At 64.8% G+C, this 17,450-nt stretch carries 25 protein-coding genes; 17 read left to right on the forward strand and 8 right to left on the reverse strand.

Translation table 11 applies throughout. From position 1 onward, the window contains the following. The first annotated feature begins 367 nt into the window (after positions 1–367). The 10 genes from AWC31_RS38245 to AWC31_RS03700 all read left to right on the forward strand — a co-directional run bounded on the left by AWC31_RS38245 (position 368) and on the right by AWC31_RS03700 (position 8,211). Positions 368–490: a zinc finger domain-containing protein gene (locus tag AWC31_RS38245; protein WP_420087017.1), complete on the forward strand. Its 123-nt coding sequence runs from the start codon at positions 368–370 to the stop codon at positions 488–490. Positions 491–776: 286 nt separating this feature from the next. Further along, on the forward strand, positions 777–956 hold the full coding sequence (locus AWC31_RS37085; protein ID WP_133060101.1) for a Trm112 family protein: 180 nt from the start codon (positions 777–779) through the stop codon (positions 954–956). Next, the gene (locus AWC31_RS03670; protein WP_085142848.1) at positions 953–1,258 is read left to right on the forward strand and encodes a WhiB family transcriptional regulator; all 306 of its coding nucleotides are present in this window, start codon (positions 953–955) and stop codon (positions 1,256–1,258) included. Before AWC31_RS37085 ends, AWC31_RS03670 begins: the two co-directional genes overlap by 4 nt. Before the next feature lie 3 nt (positions 1,259–1,261). Beyond that, the gene (locus AWC31_RS37090; protein WP_133060102.1) at positions 1,262–1,627 is read left to right on the forward strand and encodes a helix-turn-helix domain-containing protein; all 366 of its coding nucleotides are present in this window, start codon (positions 1,262–1,264) and stop codon (positions 1,625–1,627) included. Then, positions 1,602–1,838, forward strand: a complete 237-nt coding sequence (locus AWC31_RS03675) for an SMP domain-containing protein (protein WP_085142850.1) — start codon at positions 1,602–1,604, stop codon at positions 1,836–1,838. Before AWC31_RS37090 ends, AWC31_RS03675 begins: the two co-directional genes overlap by 26 nt. Continuing rightward, complete coding sequence (locus AWC31_RS03680) at positions 1,835–2,947, forward strand: hypothetical protein (RefSeq protein WP_085142852.1); 1,113 nt, start codon at positions 1,835–1,837, stop codon at positions 2,945–2,947. The genes AWC31_RS03675 and AWC31_RS03680 overlap by 4 nt, the downstream gene beginning before the upstream one ends. Then, a complete protein-coding gene (locus tag AWC31_RS03685) occupies positions 2,931–6,623 on the forward strand; it encodes a hypothetical protein (protein ID WP_085142854.1) in 3,693 nt (1,230 codons plus the stop codon). The genes AWC31_RS03680 and AWC31_RS03685 overlap by 17 nt, the downstream gene beginning before the upstream one ends. Before the next feature lie 26 nt (positions 6,624–6,649). Next, positions 6,650–6,988: a hypothetical protein gene (locus AWC31_RS03690; protein WP_085142856.1), complete on the forward strand. Its 339-nt coding sequence runs from the start codon at positions 6,650–6,652 to the stop codon at positions 6,986–6,988. 481 nt (positions 6,989–7,469) lie between these two features. After that, positions 7,470–7,916, forward strand: a complete 447-nt coding sequence (locus AWC31_RS03695; protein WP_133060103.1) for a hypothetical protein — start codon at positions 7,470–7,472, stop codon at positions 7,914–7,916. Continuing rightward, positions 7,903–8,211, forward strand: a complete 309-nt coding sequence (locus tag AWC31_RS03700; protein WP_133060104.1) for a hypothetical protein — start codon at positions 7,903–7,905, stop codon at positions 8,209–8,211. Before AWC31_RS03695 ends, AWC31_RS03700 begins: the two co-directional genes overlap by 14 nt. Before the next feature lie 7 nt (positions 8,212–8,218). Here the strand turns inward: AWC31_RS03700 and AWC31_RS03705 are convergent, their stop codons facing one another. Beyond that, positions 8,219–8,776, reverse strand: coding sequence for a hypothetical protein (locus AWC31_RS03705; RefSeq protein WP_133060105.1), 558 nt, complete (start codon positions 8,774–8,776; stop codon positions 8,219–8,221). Positions 8,777–8,838: 62 nt separating this feature from the next. Between AWC31_RS03705 and AWC31_RS03710 the strand changes: the two genes are divergently transcribed. After that, positions 8,839–9,111 (forward strand): hypothetical protein, encoded by a 273-nt coding sequence (locus AWC31_RS03710; protein ID WP_133060106.1) that lies wholly within the window; start codon positions 8,839–8,841, stop codon positions 9,109–9,111. 257 nt (positions 9,112–9,368) lie between these two features. Here AWC31_RS03710 and AWC31_RS03720 read toward each other — a convergent pair whose 3' ends face one another. Beyond that, the gene (locus tag AWC31_RS03720) at positions 9,369–10,241 is read right to left on the reverse strand and encodes a hypothetical protein (protein WP_085142868.1); all 873 of its coding nucleotides are present in this window, start codon (positions 10,239–10,241) and stop codon (positions 9,369–9,371) included. 223 nt (positions 10,242–10,464) lie between these two features. Between AWC31_RS03720 and AWC31_RS03725 the strand changes: the two genes are divergently transcribed. Then, entirely contained in the window at positions 10,465–10,653 is a 189-nt protein-coding gene (locus AWC31_RS03725) for a helix-turn-helix domain-containing protein (RefSeq protein WP_085142870.1), read from the forward strand. 49 nt (positions 10,654–10,702) lie between these two features. On the opposite strand, the gene AWC31_RS03730 is transcribed toward AWC31_RS03725, so the two are convergent. Together AWC31_RS03730 and AWC31_RS03735 are read right to left on the reverse strand one after the other, a co-directional pair. Continuing rightward, entirely contained in the window at positions 10,703–11,026 is a 324-nt protein-coding gene (locus AWC31_RS03730) for a hypothetical protein (protein WP_085142872.1), read from the reverse strand. 410 nt (positions 11,027–11,436) lie between these two features. After that, the gene (locus tag AWC31_RS03735) at positions 11,437–12,009 is read right to left on the reverse strand and encodes an LppU/SCO3897 family protein (protein ID WP_085142874.1); all 573 of its coding nucleotides are present in this window, start codon (positions 12,007–12,009) and stop codon (positions 11,437–11,439) included. Positions 12,010–12,339: 330 nt separating this feature from the next. Between AWC31_RS03735 and AWC31_RS03740 the strand changes: the two genes are divergently transcribed. After that, a complete protein-coding gene (locus tag AWC31_RS03740) occupies positions 12,340–13,002 on the forward strand; it encodes a hypothetical protein (RefSeq protein WP_234816713.1) in 663 nt (220 codons plus the stop codon). Positions 13,003–13,012: 10 nt separating this feature from the next. Here the strand turns inward: AWC31_RS03740 and AWC31_RS03745 are convergent, their stop codons facing one another. The 3 genes from AWC31_RS03745 to AWC31_RS03755 form a co-directional block, all read right to left on the reverse strand. Then, complete coding sequence (locus AWC31_RS03745; protein ID WP_067851523.1) at positions 13,013–13,186, reverse strand: CsbD family protein; 174 nt, start codon at positions 13,184–13,186, stop codon at positions 13,013–13,015. A 67-nt stretch (positions 13,187–13,253) separates the two neighbouring features. Beyond that, positions 13,254–13,667, reverse strand: a complete 414-nt coding sequence (locus AWC31_RS03750; protein ID WP_234816714.1) for a hypothetical protein — start codon at positions 13,665–13,667, stop codon at positions 13,254–13,256. A 111-nt stretch (positions 13,668–13,778) separates the two neighbouring features. Next, positions 13,779–14,132, reverse strand: coding sequence for a Fe-S protein (locus AWC31_RS03755; protein WP_085142878.1), 354 nt, complete (start codon positions 14,130–14,132; stop codon positions 13,779–13,781). A 178-nt stretch (positions 14,133–14,310) separates the two neighbouring features. On the opposite strand from AWC31_RS03755, the gene AWC31_RS03760 reads away from it, so the two are divergent. Next, complete coding sequence (locus AWC31_RS03760; RefSeq protein WP_085143407.1) at positions 14,311–14,811, forward strand: metallophosphoesterase family protein; 501 nt, start codon at positions 14,311–14,313, stop codon at positions 14,809–14,811. Continuing rightward, positions 14,808–15,224: an MmcQ/YjbR family DNA-binding protein gene (locus tag AWC31_RS03765; RefSeq protein ID WP_085142880.1), complete on the forward strand. Its 417-nt coding sequence runs from the start codon at positions 14,808–14,810 to the stop codon at positions 15,222–15,224. The genes AWC31_RS03760 and AWC31_RS03765 overlap by 4 nt, the downstream gene beginning before the upstream one ends. 2 nt (positions 15,225–15,226) lie before the next feature. Here AWC31_RS03765 and AWC31_RS03770 read toward each other — a convergent pair whose 3' ends face one another. After that, positions 15,227–15,565, reverse strand: coding sequence for a winged helix-turn-helix transcriptional regulator (locus AWC31_RS03770; RefSeq protein WP_085142881.1), 339 nt, complete (start codon positions 15,563–15,565; stop codon positions 15,227–15,229). A 103-nt stretch (positions 15,566–15,668) separates the two neighbouring features. Between AWC31_RS03770 and AWC31_RS03775 the strand changes: the two genes are divergently transcribed. Together AWC31_RS03775 and AWC31_RS03780 are read left to right on the forward strand one after the other, a co-directional pair. Continuing rightward, complete coding sequence (locus tag AWC31_RS03775; RefSeq protein WP_085142883.1) at positions 15,669–16,535, forward strand: NAD(P)-dependent oxidoreductase; 867 nt, start codon at positions 15,669–15,671, stop codon at positions 16,533–16,535. Next, positions 16,532–17,416: an NAD(P)-dependent oxidoreductase gene (locus AWC31_RS03780; RefSeq protein ID WP_085142885.1), complete on the forward strand. Its 885-nt coding sequence runs from the start codon at positions 16,532–16,534 to the stop codon at positions 17,414–17,416. Before AWC31_RS03775 ends, AWC31_RS03780 begins: the two co-directional genes overlap by 4 nt. The last annotated feature ends 34 nt before the right edge of the window (positions 17,417–17,450 follow it).

Raw genomic sequence — 17,450 nt, forward strand, 5'->3', positions numbered from 1 at the left:
CCCCCCATCCCCCTGCAAAGCAAACACCGGGATACCTCAGCGGGCCCTACGGCCCACGCTGCCGCGAGCACCTCTACGACCCGAACCCGGGGCGTTGCGGCGGCTGCGGCGACGCTCGCAGAGCGAGCGAAACGGAAGCAATCGCGGAGCAGGCCCAGGCTGAACGCGAGCGGTCCGCGATTCGTCGGGCTCGCCTGCAATGCCTCACGTGCGCCGGAACCGGACATGTCGACCTCGCCGATGACCTTGTCGGCCGCTGTCCCGACTGCAACACCGAAACCGCGCGCCAACGCATCATCGATGAACTCACCGCAAGGCCAGCGTCATGAGACGGCGACTATTCGACGAGGTCTATGCCGACGCCGCTATGGAACAGGAATGCCCGAACTGCCATGCCGCACCGAATGACTGGTGCCGACGGCCGGACTGGGAAGTTCGTTCCGTGCCGTGCATCGCGCGCATGCAGCTTGCCCAGGGCGGCCCCGCATGATGAACAACCACGCACACAGCCGGGCACTGCGAATCATCTTCGCAACTGCCGAGAAAAACGAGCCAGCACGCGATCTCGTGATCGACGAACTGCGCAACGAACCCGAACGAACTCGCCGAAGTCATCGACTTCCTCGCAGCCCGATACGTCACATCCCTCGCCGACATCGCAGGCAGCCACGACGCACTCATCCACGTGCTCACCAGCATCACGACCGACGTGCTCGACGCGGCGGAACCGCGATGAGCAGGCGTGGCGCCGCACAACTGAAGGAGGCCACCTCGTGATGAAGCTCAAGACAGCGCCTGTTCGGCGCACTCGTCGACTTGCCGACGGCCGCCGCCTGGTCCACATCGTCTGCCCGGTGTGCGATGGCCGGCATTGGTTGCCTGACCGCCGCGGCGAAGTCCTCTGCCCGCGGTTGCCCCAACGGGCGCCGTTCCAGATCGACGGCGCACCGCGATGACCAGCACCGAGCAGGAACGCCGCGGCAGCGCTCAATCCCCGCGCCGCGAACATCCGGCGACCTCGGCGGCTGGCCGGGACGGCTGGATCGATCTCGTGGCCGCGATCGTGCGTGGCACGCCAGCCCTCCCCGGAGCGCTGTGCCGCGGTCAAGCCGACTTGTTCGACGCACAGTGGTCTTCGACGGCGTCGGCGGCAGCCGAACTGTGCCACATGTGCCCAGACCTGGCGCCGTGCCGCCAGTGGGCCGCCACCGAACGCAATCTGCACGGAGTCATCGCGGGCCGGCGGGAAGTGAACTGAGCAATGAAGCTGACCGACGACGAAGTTCAGGCGGCGCTGTATTGCGTCGTCGAGGTGGTCGATCGCCGTCGCCGCGCGAATATTCCAGTGCCGCCGTGGATGATTCAGCTAGCCCGGAGGTTGAACCTGACCAGCGCATTGTCCGATCGGGGACACGAATTAGACAGCGGCGGAGAACAATCAGAACCGGAGAGGCTGATCGGAACACGTGAAGCTGCTGCGATCCTGGGTTTTTCTCCCAGGCATGTGCGCCGTATCGCCGGAGACCTGGACGGCGAAACGATCAGCGGCCGTGTACTTTTCAGCCTCTCCACCGTGGCCGAGTATGCACAGGAGAAAACCGATGGCCGACATCGCCGAAGCGTTTGAACAGCACCTCCGATCGCTGTCCGACGACGAATGGAAAGCACTCGTGTCGCGAGTGCGCAAGCAACAGCCTGGCGGATCGAACGAGGATGAGCGACAACGCGATCGAGAGATCGAAAGCGGTCGTAAGAAATTCTCGAACTACGGCCTTCAGGAGGCGTACCGCCGCGGCTACGTCGACGCGAACGGGAACCCGACGGGAGGCAAACGATGAGCGACGCGGACACGATGAGCGACGCGGACACGTTCTCCAGGCCCGCATACCAGCCGCGCAAGCACAAGGTGTTGGCGCGCGCCAAGCGGCTTCCGCGACTGCAGGTGATGCTGGCCGACTTGCCGCAGCTGCAGGTGGCGATCGCCACCGCCGACCGGGCCGCCGAAATGGCCCTGGAAATCGCGCACACCGGCGGTGGCAGTTCGTCGACGGAGTTGCCGTCGACACCAGAAGCAGTCACCGCCGAATGGGTCACCGCCGAAGTAGGGCGCCGCCGGTACGGCAGTGACGCCGACCAGAAGATCAAACTGCTGCGCGAAGTCGAGTTTCACGCCCGCGAGGACGCCTGGCAGTGCATCGAAACCAACGCCATCCCGATGCTAGAACAGCTGAACAGCGAGCTGCAGACTCTCGTCGCCGACGCCGCCACTGCAGTCGACGCGTTGGGCCCGGACGTGTCCACCGCGGCCGAAGCGATCGACGCCGGCGTAGCTGACCCCTGGAAAACTTTGGCGGCGCTGCGGCGCGACTACGACGGTATCCGTGAGATTCAGCGTACCCTGTACGGTTGCGAGACAATCTATTTCGATCGTGACGCGTGCGGTGACAACAATCAACGTGTCACCGATTCAGAGGCACGGCTGTACTATCACCAGAACCTCAATACGACCGCTCCGGACTGGCGCGGACACACGGACTCGAACCGCGTTGAACGGTACGGAACAGTGCCGTGGCCCGCGGACCCCGTCGAAAAGCTCGTGTGGTTCGTCCGCAACGACTCCGGCATCTGGTGCCCCACGCCCGCGGAGATCGCAATCTTCCTCAAAGAGATTGCTGCGCAGAAGTTGCCAATGAAGAAGCCCGGGTCGCCGCCGCTCCAAATCAAACGACGTTACGACCATTATGGCTACTACCAGAAGGTCGATCAGTCGGGCGCACAGTTCGCGAATCCGAAGCGATCCAAGTCCAATGCGTCTGATACACAGGAATCGGATGCAGGTGATGGGCACGAGAACCAGAGGCGCACAGAGCAACTCGAACAGCGGGCTGCAAGCGATTCCTCCAGCCCCGTCGATTCCCGTGAGGTAGCCCGTGACGATTCATCTTGACGTCGAAACGTGGGTCGACCGCCGCACTGTCCGCGATTCCGCAGCCGAGGTGCAGCGGGAGTGGCAGCGCGCCGGCACCGAGTCATCGGCTGCGTGGGCCAAGGGCTTCGAGAAGAACTCCGACAGGATGCGCAACGCGGCGAAGAAAGCCGCCGACGCGTCCAGCGTGGTGATCGAACGCGACGCCAAGGTGACTCAGACTCGGGCCCAGTTGGATCGGGCGACGAAGGCGTACGAGAAGGCCGAGAAAAGCGTTGCCGATGTCAAGAAGGAAAGCGGCGACGGCAGCAAGGATTTGGCGCGCGCCGAGCGGGAACTCGAGCAGATCCGGTCCCGCCTGGAGCAGCTCACCACGCAGCACGTCACAGCGACGGAGCGGCTGAATCGTGCGCTGCGGGACGAACATAACGCCGTCAAGTCGGTGGCCACCATGCACCGCGACAACGAAGCCGCGCTCGATGGGATGGCAGTTGGCGGACAGGCCGCCATGACGACGGTCCGTCAGCTGAGCACGTCGATCACAGCGCTAAGCCGCGTTGGCGGACCAATCGCCGCCACTGCCATCTCCGCCGGCCTGATCAACCTGGCCGGCGTCGCGGCGTCAGCGGCGCAGTCGGTGTGGCTGCTCCCAGGCGCTGTCGGTGCGGCCGCGGCCGGGTTCGGCACGCTGAAGCTCGCGACGATCGGGTTCTCCGACGCGCTGGAGAACATCCGCGACCCAGAGAAGTTCGCCGAGGCGCTGCGCGCACTGTCGCCGAACGCGCAGCAGGCAGCTCTAGCCATCCGAGGCTTGCTGCCGGCGTTCGATCAGTTGAAGGCCGCCACGCAGGATGCGTTGTTCCTCAACGTTGGGGAGCAGATCACCCAGCTCTCCACTCAGTTCCTGCCCGCTGTGCAGCAGATGACGACCAGCATCGCCGGGTCGTTCAACCAGATGTTCATGGGTGTCACGAACCAGCTGATGACCCCGCAGACGCAAGCGGCGCTGCAGACGACGATGGACAACATCGCGCGGTCGTTCCAGAACCTCGCGCCGGCCGCCGCGCCGTTCACCAAGGCTATCGCCGACATCATGGCGGTCGGTTCAGACTTCCTTCCCGAGCTCGCCACCAGCATCACGAACGCTGCGACCGCATTCTCCGAATTCATCAGCGATGCACGCGAATCCGGCCAGTTGCGGCAGTGGATGGCCGACGGCATCGCCGCAATCAAGGACCTCGCCGCAGTGGCCTGGGACGTGGGACACGTATTCATGTCCCTGGCTCCGATCGGGCAAGATGTCCTGCCGAAGATCGCATCAGGGTTCGATGCCATAGCGCAAGTCGTACCCCCGATTGTCAACGGAATCCAAAGGATCGGCCCCGCAGTCGATTTCGTCGCATCGGCAGCCAGAATCGCACACGGCGACTTCTCCGCGCTCAAGGGAATCATCGGCAGCGTCGGCGATTTCGCACAGCTCGTATTCAGCAAAGTGCGCGACCTGCTGGACAAGATGTTCGACCCCGTCCGCGCAGGCATCGACCTCTTCAACCGGCTACCCGTTGCCGACATACCGCAGATACCAAGCATGGCCGCGGGCAGACAGTACGCGGGCGGCGGCGGCTCATTCGGCCCGCCGTCCCCGCCGCCACCGCTGATGCAGCCGGGGCGCGGTGCTCCGGCAGTGCCGTGGGATCAACTATCGCCAGCCGATAAGTGGCTGGTTGCCGATCAGGCTGCGGGTGGTGCGACGCGCCCGGGCCTGGCACCCGGTCAGTATCGGCGTCGGGATGGATCGATCGGCTACGCGCCGCCGCCGAGCGCACTGCCGGCGATACCGACACCGCTGACGGGCCCGGGCGCGTCCGGTAGCTCCAGCACGCCGCCACCGTTCGTTGATCCGTCCGAGTACCAGGTGACCGGTCCGGCGCCGCAGATGCCGATGGTCGCGGGACCAGGCGGGCCAGTGCCCTACACGACGAACACCCGCGGTCCTGGCAGTGGACCCGGTCAGTATGTCGTCGACCCCGGCGCGGTGTACGACGCGCAGACGCGGGAGATCTCCGCGCGCAACAGCTTCGAAGAGTCCCGACTGAATCTGCTGCGTCTGGAGAAGGAGGGCAACGCGGACCAGTTGCAGTTGCTTCGGGCGCGCAACCAGGTCACCCAGGACGAGCGCGCGTGGATCGCCGCGCAGCGCGAGGTGGTCGAGGCGCAGCAGGGCACCTGGAAGGACATGGAGAAGACCGCGCAGGGCTTCGCCAGCGGCATGGACCAGATCGGCGCGGCGCTCGACGCGGACTTCGGACTGTCCGACGGGTTGGCTGGTTTCGCCGAGAACTTGGTGAAATTCGCTGCGAGCCTTGCCGCGGCACCGCTGCTAGGGCCGCTGTCTGCGATCAGCCAGGCAAACCCGAGCCAGGGTGGTCACGGCCTGTTCGGAATCATGGGCGCACAGGGCGCCTTCGGCCCCGAGCACACCGGCATCGACTACAGCAAGTACGGATACGGCGGCGCGTCGGCGATGGGACCGGCCGCGCTCGGCGGCGGACTTGGCATTCCGATGGGAGAGCCGTACGGGCTCGCACCTGGGACCGACACCGGCGGGTACGGCAGCAGCGGCGCGGTGTTCCCGCCGTGGGTGCACGCGTTGGAGCAGATGTTCGGCATCAAGGCCAGCACCTACTCCGGCCATCAGGAGACCGATCGGCACGAAGCTGGGTACGCACCCAACCCGAACCACGAGAACCGCGGTATCGACTGGTCGGGACCGGTCGACGCGATGCAGCGGTTCGCCGACTACCTCTCCCAGATTCCCGGCGCGCTCGAACAGGTCATCTGGCAGAACCCGAACACGGGGCAGGCCACCGAGATCGCGGGCGGCCGGCCGCAACCCGGCTACTTCAGCGGCGCGCTCGGTGGGCACCAGAATCACGTCCACACGCGGCAGTCGGCCGCGATCCCGCTACCGGGACTCCCTGGATCGCAGTACCAACTGCCCAGCGGTGCGCCAATGTCCACGACCACCCCGATCCAAACGCTGGCGTACCCCGCACTGAACAACCCTGCGGCGCCAGGCGTCCCCATCCCGGCCGGCGTGCCATCCATGCCCGGCGGACTGCCGAGTATGGGCGTCGGTATGCCGCAGGCGGCGCCGTTCACCGCGCCGTCGCTTATTCCCGGCGCACCGATGTCGGGCCCACCCGGGGCCGGCAGTGGGTTTTCCGGCGTGGCCGGCGGTCTGACCGGGGCGGCGATATCGGCCGGCGCGGCGGGCCTCGACATGCTGGCTCCCGGCGCTGGGCAGGCCGCCCAGACCGGAATCCAGTTGGCCAACCGCACGATCGGATATCTCGGTCAGCTCGCCGGCATCGGTGTCGGCGGCATCCTGGAGACCTTCGGCGTATCCAACGGCAACCCGCTGGCCGATCCGCTCAAGTCGCTGCCCGGGCGCGTGCTCGCCGGCATCATGGGCGCCCGCCCCGCACTGCCGAACGCGGCGGGCCAGGCACAGCAGCAAGCACAGCAGCAGGGCCAGCAACAGCAGCACGGCCAGAATGCAGGCCAGCCTCCTGGACCGCTGGTGCACATCGACACCGTCAACCAGGCACCCAAGCAGGCACCTGACTCGGTGGCGAATTCCGTTGCCAACCAGTTCAAGTCCGCTGAGATCAGCCAAGGATTCAAGAGCCGATGACCGACCCAAGCAGACACAATACGACGATGACCGATGAACGCTGCAGACCAATAGCCGGCCGCGAGATCAACGACAAGACAGTGCGATCGACGATTGCCATCGACTCCGATCGCGCGCTGCGACTTGTCCTCGCATCACTCAAGGGCGATGAAGACTCAAGGTCCAGGATCCTGGACAGCGAGGCCGGCGACTGCCCCTCATGCCTCCGTGGCATCGCAGTCAGCATGGCCGGCATGTTCGCCTCCAGCATCGAAATGGAGAACGACGAAGAGAGCGACGACGGACTTGTCGGAACCGACAAAGCCATCCGCCGCATCGAATGGATGATCTCGCGCGGCATCGAGAAACGCCTCACAGATCAGTAACCCATCGAAGGAGAACACCCATGGCCACCTACGCTGTCCACCCACTCGAAACCCAATGACCATGCGGCACGGCGTCAAACCACCTCACCGCGGTAAGGACGTGGCCATGACGGCGACAACGGAAAAGGGTTGCCGAGCTCGTACCTGCGCCGTGCCGCACCCCCATGGCCTCCAGCCCTCCCCCCGGCATCAACCCCGACCCGGCTGTTCTGTGGCTCGGGTTCTGAGCACGCATACGCGCAGAGTTCGCGTTACGGATACGCGCCCGGGTTGGGCCCCGATTTACGGCCTGGCGGCCGCCGATTCCAAGCGAAAGGAGGGCACCATGACAGGCACCAAGAGAGCCTGCGCTTCCTGCGAAAACAAGTTCATCGGCCGGGCCGGGGCGAAGTACTGTTCGCCGGCGTGCAAGCAGCGTGCCCATCGGTCCCGCAGCGGCGCTAAACGTAACGCGAACCGTAACGCTTGCCCAGCGGTGACGGTGACGACCGATCAGAACGAATCGGCCCCCGATGCCGCTGCTGCCGGGCACACGAAGGAGGCCCTGGCGTTGCTGGCCGCACTGGACGCCGAGCTGGCGGAGAACTCCGAGACCGAGGACGAACCGCTGGAGTGGTCGGCTGCCGAGCGGGCAGTGCGGGAGATGATCGCCGACACCGTCGATCGCCGAGTCGACCTGCAGTCGCGTTACCGAGTCTGTGCGGACGTCCAGATGCGGGTGAAGCTCTCGAGCGAGATCCGGCTGTTGGAGGGCGCGATCGCAAGGCTGCTCAAGCAGCTGAGCACCGAGGTGCCCGACCAGCCGACCGCCTGGGAATCGTCGACGTCACGCAAAGCGTCGAAGGCCGCGCTGACCAGATGGGCTGGCCGCGGCGGCAGGCACGGCCGGGCAGCCGCCGGAGCTCTCCGCAGCCATGGCTCGGCGTAAGGGCGGACGCAGCCGGCCCGCGGCCCGCGCGGGCATTCATATGCCCGGCATCTATGCGAGCCTGCTCGAACACGAACGGGACCGGTGTTCACGTATCACCTGGGCGGTACCCGGTGACACCTCCGCTGGTTTCTTCCAGCGGCCAGCGCGCACAGTGCTGGTCGAGCTGGAGGCCGGGCACGCAGTAACGATCGCCCGGGTGATAGTCGAGCGAATCGGCGCGGTCGAGTTACCGCACGGGTGGCCAACGCGCATGATCGTCGACGTCGACGATGTTGTGGTGCCGGCGCGTTAGTCGCGGCTCAGTCGTCGTCGACGACGTAGTCAACCTCTGCGAGTAAGTCCTCGATCGGCTCTGCGTGTTCGAAGCTGTTCAGGAGGCTGGCGAATCCCAACTGCCAGCGGGTGTAGTGGTGTTCCGGCTCGCCGCGTTCTCGCACGCTCACCCTGTTCGGATAGACGGTGCGCGGGATGGGCACGTAGTAACGGCCTCCGTCGGCGACGGCGAACAGCATGCGGTCGACGAGCGCGCCGCGGTAGAACACGTCGGCGTAGATGCGGGTGACTGGGGTGTCGTCGTCGGCGAGCTCTGGCAGAAAGTCGTAGTCGAAAGTCTGGCGGTGATCGATCCTCTGCGTCTCGTCAGGGTCGTACCCCCAGGCGATGCTGATATCGACGTCTTCGATGAGCACCGCGGTGTTGGCGTGGCCCTTGGCCTCGGTTTCGATTCCGTTGTCGCCGTTCTCGCTCGACAGCCCGTAGTGGTAGACCGGGCCCGATCCGGCGCCCCAGCATGTGATTTTGTTCCAGCCGCCGCTAGTGGAGTCGGCGATTTTGTGACGGAGTGTGTGTAGGTCCACCGCGTACTTATAGCCCATCAAGCACGGCACGACCGCGAAACACGGCTCGTAGAATGAACGGCATGGATGATGGCCGGCTGGCCGCGGAGCTGCAGGAGATGATCGCGCCTGGTGACGCGATGATCAGCCGCATGCTGGCCGCTGGTGAGCATCTGCCGGCCATCGTCACGCTGGTCGAGGTTGGTGTTGAAGACCGCGTCGCAGTTCCTGCGCGCCACCTGGACGCGGTGCAGGCGCTCATCGACGACGGTGCGTTCGACGCCGATGACCGGCGCAGCGTCGCCGGCGACCTGTCCGAGTTGCGAGCCTCAGGGAACGTCAAGGAGCAGCGTTAGGGCTTCGGCGCAGTCGAGGTACGTTCCGGACACGGAACCGCCCCCGACGTTTTGGTTCGGGGGCGGCTCGGATGCTAAGCGATCCTACGATCCAGCTCTACTTTCCTGGCTTAGCGGAGGTGGAAGAGGTCTTCTTCGTTGACGATGTCGTCGAAAAGGCGGTCGACGACTTGGAGGTGCCCGCCCGGACCGCGGCGCCCTGGGGAGCGCTCGTGTACGTAGAACCACGTCCACGAGCCATGTTCCGGCTCAAGTGTTCAGTCATCGTGCCCTCCCGGTAGGCGGGGATTCAGTTGGTCGTTGAAGTAGTGCTTTCGCTTCACCCACTTGAAACCCTCGTGCTTGGTCACCGCTGCGATCTCAATTGGACCTCCCACTGTAGGGTTCCCTGGCAAGAATCGCATAAAACCAATGGTTACCTGCACAAGAAACTCCGCGAGATCGATCGCGTCTTGAATCGGCATTGCCGGCGCCACAAGCTGTACGTTGCATTGATTGACCAGTTCCTGCATGAGGGCGACGGCCGCGTCCTCGTCAGCCGATGTCTTGAGGTTGATCAGTGCCTGCGGTACGTAGTTGCTAACACCGTTGACCAGCCGTGAAATCGCCTCCGGCTCGCCCCACCATGAGGCGCCGGTGTTGTCGGCGAGAAGCGGAACTGGGCCGGTGCAACCATCAGGTCCGAGTCCGAAGCAGAACATCTCCGGATGATTCTGACCTGCGCCGTAGCCAGCAACTAGCAGGCCGAGGCCGGCGTTCTTGTCACCACCGTCTTCGATATACGGCCGGTAATTCTCGTCGTAGAAGAACTCTTTGAACCGTCCGACAACCTCGTCCATCGTGTAGGTGTCGGGATCGAGGACCCAGTCGTGATGTGCTTGTGAGTCGCCCGAGAACCTGCGTCGCAGGTCTTTCGCCAGAGTCGAAATCGATGCTGGGCCAATGTTGCCCAGGCCCCATGTCATCGCCGATATCGGCAGACCCTTACGCAGGTTGAAGATCTTGTTGGCGTTGTTGTAGATATTGGCAACCAGGACTTGGCCGTCCGGACCCCAGCTAGCCAAGGTGGTTGCACTATCCGAGGCCAACACCAGGCCGTCGTTAACCTTGATTACGAGCGCGATTGTCACCGTGTGAATATCGCACTTGGATCCCCTAAACGGCCGTGCTTTCGACGGAATGGTAAATATCGTTACGGTCGAAGCGAGACTCACGGCGGGGGGCAAGCCTCGGACGCGGGATGATCGGCTCTACGATCACCGCTCATGCCCGAGACGTCGGTGTCAACCATCTATAAAGTTCGAACCCATAGCCACAGACCATTATTCGTGCGACCGTCCCTGGACTGCGATCGTGGACCCCGCGCTGCTGAATAAGCGGGACGCTTGCAAGTATCTCGGCGGGATCAGTGAACGCACCCTGATGGAGCACGTCTACGCCGGCCGGCTCAACGCCAAAAAGCTCGGCGCGCGTGTCGTCTTCGAAGTCGCCGAGCTGCGCCGATTCGTCGCCGAACTTCCTAGCTGGGAGCCACAGAGTTGAGCCCGCCACCATAGTGAAGGGCGACGGGCTCACCGGGTTGAGGTTGGGACTACATGGCGCTGGCGCGCTCACATTCGTCTGCTGCGTCGATGAGTGCCGCGGCGAGTGCCCGGGCTCCTGCGGGGTTTATCGCGTCCCCGTACACCGCTGATAAGACGTGGATGTACCGGTCGACGGTTCCGTCGCGGTCCTGCTCGCCTGCGATGTCCACGCGGAATTCCGTGGTCTCGGTGATGTCGGCGGCGATGGTTCGGGATGTTCCTTTGAATGAGCGCCAGCCGCTCGGCGTCCAGTCGTCTACTGCGACCGCGCCGAGAGGCGTCGGGGTGTTATCGGTCGAGTCGGCGCCGGCGGGGCGCGTATCGTCTTGCATTGTCGAATCTCCTATTCAGGTTCGGCCATTCCCCCGGGGCTGTTCCCGCAGCCGCCGGGGGTCTTGCTTGTTCGGATGTATGTACAGGTGGTCGGTTTGCTCCAATAGGCATGCGTGACGGCGGGCGGTCCGCGGGCGCGAACAGGTGCGGGAGGTGGCCGGGTCGCGGCCGAAACTTTCGTCCCTTTCCGGAAGTCTCCACTTTCCTGATACAAACGCGCCCGAACCGGTACGGATTCAGCCAGACCTCCACGGACTGATATCCGCACATTACTTTGTGGCACAAGACAATAGCGGACTATTGCGGACATCGGCGGACACACTGAAAGTATCAGAAGGTTAGGGGTTCGAATCCCTTCGGGCGCGCACACGAAAACGAGGCGCGGTCATCGACCGCGCCTCGTTTTGTCTCAGTGCGTGCTGCCCAGGCAGTACGTGCGTGGCGGCGCCGGATAGTTGTAGGCGCTGGTGTCGGGCGGGCACGCCTGCGCGTCGTCGCTGTCGAGCTTCTGGACGACCTTGTAGGCCTTGTCGTCGGTCGTGGCGCAGTCGAGTTGTTCGAGTAGGTCGGTGCCCGGCTGCGGGTGGTAGCAGTGGCCGACCGTGAGGTTCTCGACGAGGCAGAGCCGGCCGACGGTGTCGGTGTCGCCGACGCTCCATGTGTAGCCGATGTAGTTGGTGTTGGCGCAGGGCTGGTCGGTCTCCATCACGGCGCCCACGGTGTAGCTGGGGTCGGTGGTGCACGGGCTGCGGTGGATGTCGGTGCCGGTCTCCGGCTTGCCGGGGCTGATGGTCACGCAGTCCCCGACGGAGAAGCTGGTGATCTCCTGCTTGGCCTCCGATGCGGCGCGGCGCTCCTCGCGTTTCTCGGCGATGCCGAACTTGGCGAGGAGGATGAGCGCGGTGCCGATGACGACGAGCGCGATGCGGACCTTCTTGTTGCGCCACCAGCGCTGCTTGGCCGGTGTCTGGTTCTCGATCATGAGCTAACCCCCCTGGGTCTCAGTTATCTGAAAGACGGATCATAGCTACATGGTTTGCTGCGCGCGCGTCGACCGTCGTCAAGCTAGAGGGGGATTGCTGAAGTGCTCCGGATTGCCATTGGCCGATGGCTCGAAGCTAGCTGTTCGCGCAGGATCATTGGGTGATAGCAGCTGAGCATTGACAGAAAGATGCGCCGATACTTAGCGTATCGTCACGCACTGAAAAATTTGCTGCGCGGTGGAACGTGTAGCGCGTATGTGCAGCCACAGGAAACTGGCGCGACGTGATCAGCAAATTTTCTAGAGGCGGTTCGGAATGCGAGGAGGGGCATGGCCATGCAGCGTGACGGAGTCGGCGACGCATTCGAGTGCGGCCTGTTTCTCCCCGCCCGCCAGACGGTTCAGTTTCCGGACATCCTGAGCGGATACACGAGGAGCGAAGCGTTACTGCCGTACTTGGCTGAGGACGACCATCGCCATGTCGATGAGGACCGTCATCTCCTCGACGAAGAGGCCATGCGCCTCGATGCCGAGCGGTCCGCCCGCGATGTCGCGCGCTATCACGCGGTCCGTCGGGAAACGTCGATGCTGGCGATGATCAACACCGCGTTGCCGCTCGGCGAAAGCGTCGCGCTCACCAGCGGGCAGGATTACCTGCTGTCCGTTGCGCGCGATGAACGCGTCCGCCTCGGGGAGCCCGATATGCGTGACCTGTCACGTGCCGCCGCGGCGATGCGTGACTTGGTATGCGCCAAATTGGATGCGCTCGTAGTGGATTCGGTCACCGTGGCCGCCGACGGCGACACACTCGTCAGCGGTGACGGCGACGAGTTGGCGGTGCTGGGCCGCTTGTGCCCCACGTGTTGGTACGCGACGCGGGCTGCGCTCGCTCAACGCGCGATCGATGACCAGGTCTACCCCGTTTTGGGGCAGGGCCTGCTCGATCCCACATCGGTTGCGGTGCTCTATACCCTTGCGCTCATCGACTTTTGAGCGGAACTCGCTACTTCTTGAAGGCGTCCTTGATCTTCTCGCCGGCGTCCTTCAGGTTCGACTTCGCCTGGTCGAGCTTGCCCTCGTTCTCCGTGTCGCGGTCGCCGGTAGCCCGCCCGACTCCTTCTTTGGCCTTGCCGGCCACGTCGTCGAGCTTGTTGCTGATCTTGTCGTTCGTGCCCATGGTGGGCCCCCTATTGCATGTCGACTCGGACTTGAAGCAATAGCGGGATACCCGATGCTCCGGGTTTTCACTCCGAGGTGACGGTCGCCGCGATCTCGCAGGCGATTTCGTACAGCACCGCGTCGGTGACATGTTTCCGCGCGGCCTGACGGTTCAGCCGGAACACCGAGGACAGCAGATCGATGTGGCAGGTCACCTGGACCCGCGCCAGCTCCCACGGCACATGCAGGCCATGGTGTTCTTCGAGGAGTCGCAGTAATACCGAGACGCGGTCGTTCATCCACGGTGAGCGTCCGGGCACCGCCGTCGCCGACGTCCGCATCTGCCCGGCGTACCGGCCCCGCCACGGGCTCTGCACCGACTTGTGGTGGGACTGGCGGGGGAGCCCAGTGGGCCGGGGCCGGGCGCGAACCCGGACGCCGCCGTGCGGCGAACCGCAACCCGTGAATGCTGCCGTCCGCATGACCTTGGCGGTCGCCATCGCGTGTCTATGACCCATCAACCGGTACCTGCCCCGACAAATATCGTTGTGCAACCGACTTTACGTGAACGTCAGGGCACAGGCTGGATCAAGATCAGGATTGGTGCGGGTTCACGTCCACAGGACCGCGATTCCGGCGGCGAGCAGTGGCAAGACGCCCGCGGCGATGAACAGCGGCATCACCGGCCGTCCGGCGCGACGCTCGCGCACCCGTCCGATGCCGAGCACCGCACCGAGGGCGATCAGGATGACGAGTTTGACGCCGATCTTCGGGTAGTTGAGTTCGATGCCTGCCGGCCATGGTGCTGCCAGGACCAAGCCGGTCACCAACGACAGGGTGATCCCGTAGTCCATGACCTTGGTGATCTGAAAGCGACGGGCTGCCGCCTCGGCGACCCAGGCGCCGACCATCACGGCGAATCCGATCAGATGCAAATAAACAACTACGTTGCGTAGTAGATCCATGGCCGGATTCTAGGGTGTGCACAGGGCTAGGCAAGGGTCGGCGCGCCTCGCTCAGCTAGGGAAAGGAGCGAAACGCGCCAACTTCGGCCCAGAGTAAACCTGAACCAGTTCATATTCCAGGGTTCGTCATAACTGCTGTGGCGCGTCTGCGCAACCGACGTCACGTACTGTGGGATCGGTGCGGCTGTTGCTCATCGCCGATACTCACGTGCCCAAGCGCGCCCGCGATCTCCCGGCGCAGGTCTGGGATCAGGTCGACCACGCCGACGTCGTGATCCACGCCGGTGACTGGGTGGAGCCGGCCCTGCTCGACGCGCTGAGTGCGCGTGCGGCCCGTGTCGTCGCCTGCTGGGGCAACAACGATGGCGCCGAACTACGCAGGCGTCTCCCGGAGCGCGCGGACGTCACGTTGGCGGGCCTGCGTTTCACGGTCGTTCACGAAACCGGCGCTGCCACCGGACGTGAGGCCAGAGTGGCCAGGGACTACCCCGACACCGATGTGCTGGTGTTCGGCCACAGCCACATTCCGTGGGATACCACCGCCAAAACCGGACTGCGCCTGCTGAACCCGGGTTCGCCGACCGATCGGCGGCGCCAACCGTACTGCACGTACATGACGGCGGAGGTGGCGGGCGGTGTGCTCTCCGACGTCACCTTGCATGCGCTGGATCGGCGATGACGCGACGCGATCGCGCGCGGCTCGACGATGTGCACGAGATCGCCGCTTCGATGCCCTACGTCAAGCGCATCGAAGGGCCCAAAGGCAACCCGATCTATCAGGTCGGCGGTAAGTCGTTCGTCTTCTTCCGCACCCCCCAACCCGATGCGGTCGACCCCGACACCGGTGAGCGCTATCCCGACGTGATCATGATCTGGGTGGAGAGCGAGAGCGACAAACTCGCGCTCGTGCAGGATCCGCGATCGCCGTTCTTCACCACGGATCGATTCGACGACCATCCGTCGGTTCTGTTGCGCGCGAGCCGGTTAGGCGAAATCAGCCGCGGCGAGTTGGCCGAGTTGATCCAGGACGCCTGGCTTTCGCGGGCCTCGTCACGGCGGGCGGAGAAATGGCTCGCCGAGCACGGCGGCTGACGCTAACCGGCCTCGGCCGCGCAGATCAGCTCGATGTGTTTGGTGGCCCAATCGCCCAGTGGCTCAAGCGCATCCAGCAGAGCTTCGCCGGCGGGCGTCATGGAGTACTCCACCCGGGGCGGCACCTCGTGGTAGCTCTCCCGATGCACTACGCCGTGCCGCTGCAGTTCCTTGAGGTGCTGGGTGAGCATCTTCTGCGATACGCCGGGCAGGCTGCGGTGCAACGAGTTGAACCGCTTCGGGCCGGCCTGCAGCTCCCACAGGATCAGCGGTTTCCACTTGCCGTCCACCACCGCGAATGCCGCATCCAATCCGCAGGTGTACTTGCCGAGTTGACTCATCTCGTCGTCCTTGCAGCTCAGGGTCAATAGTTACGAATAGGTAAGTATCGCACTTTAAAGTGGGTACTTGTCGTGAAGTCAGTGTCGCTTGAACGATGGTGACATGACAACCACACCGCACACGATCAGTTTCCTCGGACTGGGAGAGATGGGTTCGAAGCTCGCCCGCACCGCGTTGAATGCCGGCCACCCGGTCACCGTCTGGAACCGCAGCCCGGAACGGGCCGCCGCCCTGGTCGCCGACGGCGCGAGTGCAGTGCCGACCCCGGCCGAAGCGCTGGATGCCGACGTCGTCGTGGTGTGCCTGTTCGATCACGCCTCGGTGCACGAAGTGCTCGACCCGGTTGCGGGCAAGTTGGCCGGGCGGCGCGTGGTCAATCTGACCACCACTTCCCCGGAGGGAGCTCGTGAGCTCGCCGCCTGGGCCTCGGGGCTCGGCGCCGACTATCTCGACGGCGGCATCATGGCGACGCCGGAGATGATCGCGACGCCGCAGTCCGCGATCCTCTACAGCGGTTCACAAGCCCTGTTCGACGACTATCGCGAACTGTTCGAAATATGGGGCACTGCCGAGTATTTCGGTGAGGACGCCGGCATGGCGTCGCTGTATGACCTGGCCCTGCTCTCCGGGATGTACGTGATGTTCGCCGGGTTCTTCCACGGTGCGGCGATGGTCGCGGCAGCCGGTGTGCCCGCCAAGGAGTTCGCGGCCCGCGCGGCCAACTGGCTGGCCACCGTCGTGCCGGTGATCACGGAGTACGCGGCGGTCATCGACGGCGGTGACTACGGCGTCCCCGGCCAGCAGAGCCTCTACTTCTCCGACATCAGTGACATCGTCAACGCCAGCCGCGACCAGGGCATCAGCACCGAAGTCGTCGACGTCGTGCAACGGCTCATCCATCGGCAGATCGACGCAGGCCATGGCAACGACGGCTTCGCCCGCATCTTCGAAAGCATCCGTGCCGCATGACCGCGACAGTGAGCGTGCTCGGACTCGGCCCGATGGGGCAGGCGCTGGCCGGCGCCCTGGTGGCCGCGGACCATCGCACGACCGTGTGGAATCGGACACCGGCGAAAGCGGACCCGCTGCTGGCTCGCGGAGCGGTGTGGGCTGACACGCCGGCCGCCGCCGTCGCCGCCAGTGATGTCACCTTGGTGAACGTGGTCGACCACGCCGTGGTGGACGCGGTGCTCGGCGATGCGGGCGACGCGATGGCAGGCCGGGTGATCGTGGGGCTCTCCTCGGACATCCCGGATGCGTCGCACCGCACTGCGGAGCTCGTCGCCGCCCGCGGCGGCCGTTATCTCGACGGTGCGATCATGACACCCACCGACACCATCGGAACATCCAGCGCCAGCATCCTTTTCGCGGGCCCGCAGGACATCTTCGATGCTCATCGTCCGGTGTTCGACACGCTGGCCACCAGCACGTGGGTCGGCGCGGACGTCGGACGTGCCGCCGCATTCGACATGGCGCTGCTCGACCTGTTCTGGACATCGGTGAGCGGGTTCGTGCACGCGTTGGCGGTGGCGGGGTCGAACGGCATCACCCCGAGCGAGTTGCTGCCGCACGCCAACGGCATCGCCGCGATCCTGCCGCCGATCTTCGGCGAGATCGCCGAACGGGTCGAGGCGGGACGCCACGACGACGCCAGCGCGCCGGTGTCGTCGGTGGCCGCCTCGGTTCGGCATCTGATCGCGGCGTCGCATGCGGCCGGGTTCGACGCCGCCGCGCTCGAGGCGTTCCGGGACTACGTCGACGTCGCAGTCGAGGCCGGGCACGGCGCCGACGAGATCAGCCGGATCGCTCCGGTGCGGCGAGCCCGAGCAGCCGGGGCGCTCGCCACATAGGTATACGAGTAAAGAATTTCCCACACTTGTATTG

It is taken from the genome of Mycolicibacterium wolinskyi (assembly GCF_002101965.1).
Taxonomy (GTDB): Bacteria; Actinomycetota; Actinomycetes; order Mycobacteriales; family Mycobacteriaceae; genus Mycobacterium; species Mycobacterium wolinskyi.

Bases quoted from the DNA above. Each gene is read 5' to 3' on its own strand.
- AWC31_RS03675 (WP_085142850.1), top strand. From the start codon at position 1,602: ATGGCCGACATCGCCGAAGCGTTTGAACAGCACCTCCGATCGCTGTCC.
- AWC31_RS03680 (WP_085142852.1), top strand. From the start codon at position 1,835: ATGAGCGACGCGGACACGATGAGCGACGCGGACACGTTCTCCAGGCCC.
- AWC31_RS03745 (WP_067851523.1), bottom strand. From the start codon at position 13,186: ATGGGCACGAACGACAAGATCAGCAACAAGCTCGACGACGTGGCCGGC.
- AWC31_RS37085 (WP_133060101.1), top strand. From the start codon at position 777: ATGAAGCTCAAGACAGCGCCTGTTCGGCGCACTCGTCGACTTGCCGAC.
- AWC31_RS03730 (WP_085142872.1), bottom strand. From the start codon at position 11,026: ATGCAAGACGATACGCGCCCCGCCGGCGCCGACTCGACCGATAACACC.
- AWC31_RS03740 (WP_234816713.1), top strand. From the start codon at position 12,340: ATGGCCATGCAGCGTGACGGAGTCGGCGACGCATTCGAGTGCGGCCTG.
- AWC31_RS03765 (WP_085142880.1), top strand. From the start codon at position 14,808: ATGACGCGACGCGATCGCGCGCGGCTCGACGATGTGCACGAGATCGCC.
- AWC31_RS03670 (WP_085142848.1), top strand. From the start codon at position 953: ATGACCAGCACCGAGCAGGAACGCCGCGGCAGCGCTCAATCCCCGCGC.
- AWC31_RS03780 (WP_085142885.1), top strand. From the start codon at position 16,532: ATGACCGCGACAGTGAGCGTGCTCGGACTCGGCCCGATGGGGCAGGCG.
- AWC31_RS03710 (WP_133060106.1), top strand. From the start codon at position 8,839: ATGGATGATGGCCGGCTGGCCGCGGAGCTGCAGGAGATGATCGCGCCT.
- AWC31_RS03755 (WP_085142878.1), bottom strand. From the start codon at position 14,132: ATGGATCTACTACGCAACGTAGTTGTTTATTTGCATCTGATCGGATTC.
- AWC31_RS03750 (WP_234816714.1), bottom strand. From the start codon at position 13,667: ATGGCGACCGCCAAGGTCATGCGGACGGCAGCATTCACGGGTTGCGGT.
- AWC31_RS03700 (WP_133060104.1), top strand. From the start codon at position 7,903: ATGGCTCGGCGTAAGGGCGGACGCAGCCGGCCCGCGGCCCGCGCGGGC.
- AWC31_RS03775 (WP_085142883.1), top strand. From the start codon at position 15,669: ATGACAACCACACCGCACACGATCAGTTTCCTCGGACTGGGAGAGATG.
- AWC31_RS38245 (WP_420087017.1), top strand. From the start codon at position 368: ATGGAACAGGAATGCCCGAACTGCCATGCCGCACCGAATGACTGGTGC.
- AWC31_RS03770 (WP_085142881.1), bottom strand. From the start codon at position 15,565: ATGAGTCAACTCGGCAAGTACACCTGCGGATTGGATGCGGCATTCGCG.
- AWC31_RS03735 (WP_085142874.1), bottom strand. From the start codon at position 12,009: ATGATCGAGAACCAGACACCGGCCAAGCAGCGCTGGTGGCGCAACAAG.
- AWC31_RS03690 (WP_085142856.1), top strand. From the start codon at position 6,650: ATGACCGATGAACGCTGCAGACCAATAGCCGGCCGCGAGATCAACGAC.
- AWC31_RS37090 (WP_133060102.1), top strand. From the start codon at position 1,262: ATGAAGCTGACCGACGACGAAGTTCAGGCGGCGCTGTATTGCGTCGTC.